This is a genomic window from Evansella vedderi (assembly GCF_030813435.1).
Taxonomy (GTDB): Bacteria; Bacillota; Bacilli; order Bacillales; family Salisediminibacteriaceae; genus Evansella; species Evansella vedderi.
The window spans coordinates 1-1,028 of the sequence record NZ_JAUSUG010000064.1; the positions used below are offsets into that span (position 1 = coordinate 1).

General features: G+C 53.4%; 1 rRNA gene. It reads left to right on the top strand.

Annotated features, from left to right (window positions below):
• Positions 1-1,027 (top strand): 23S ribosomal RNA (locus J2S74_RS27335); the annotation flags it as partial.
• Position 1,028 lies beyond the last annotated feature (1 nt).

Sequence of the window (1,028 nt, forward strand, 5' to 3'; positions counted from 1 at the left end):
GAGAAGCTCTGAATTGAAGCCCCAGTAAACGGCGGCCGTAACTATAACGGTCCTAAGGTAGCGAAATTCCTTGTCGGGTAAGTTCCGACCCGCACGAAAGGTGCAACGATTTGGGCACTGTCTCAACGAGAGACCCGGTGAAATTATATTACCTGTGAAGATGCAGGTTACCTGCGACAGGACGGAAAGACCCCATGGAGCTTTACTGTAGCTTGATATTGGATTTTGGTACAACTTGTACAGGATAGGTAGGAGCCTTGGAAGCCGGAGCGCCAGCTTCGGTGGAGGCGTCGGTGGGATACTACCCTGGTTGTACTGGAATTCTAACCTCGATCCGTGATCCGGATCAGGGACAGTGTCAGGTGGGCAGTTTGACTGGGGCGGTCGCCTCCTAAAAAGTAACGGAGGCGCCCAAAGGTTCCCTCAGAATGGTTGGAAATCATTCGCAGAGTGCAAAGGCATAAGGGAGCTTGACTGCGAGACATACAGGTCGAGCAGGGACGAAAGTCGGGCTTAGTGATCCGGCGGCACCGTATGGAAGGGCCGTCGCTCAACGGATAAAAGCTACCCTGGGGATAACAGGCTAATCTCCCCCAAGAGTCCACATCGACGGGGAGGTTTGGCACCTCGATGTCGGCTCATCGCATCCTGGGGCTGAAGTAGGTCCCAAGGGTTGGGCTGTTCGCCCATTAAAGCGGTACGCGAGCTGGGTTCAGAACGTCGTGAGACAGTTCGGTCCCTATCCGTCGCAGGCGTAGGAAATTTGAGAGGAGCTGTCCTTAGTACGAGAGGACCGGGATGGACACACCGCTGGTGTACCAGTTGTTCCGCCAGGAGCATAGCTGGGTAGCTACGTGTGGAAGGGATAAGTGCTGAAAGCATCTAAGCATGAAGCCCCCCTCAAGATGAGATTTCCCATCACGTAAGTGAGTAAGATCCCTCAGAGATGATGAGGTTGATAGGTCTCATGTGGAAGCATGGCGACATGTGTAGCTGAGAGATACTAATCGATCGAGGGCTTAACCAAA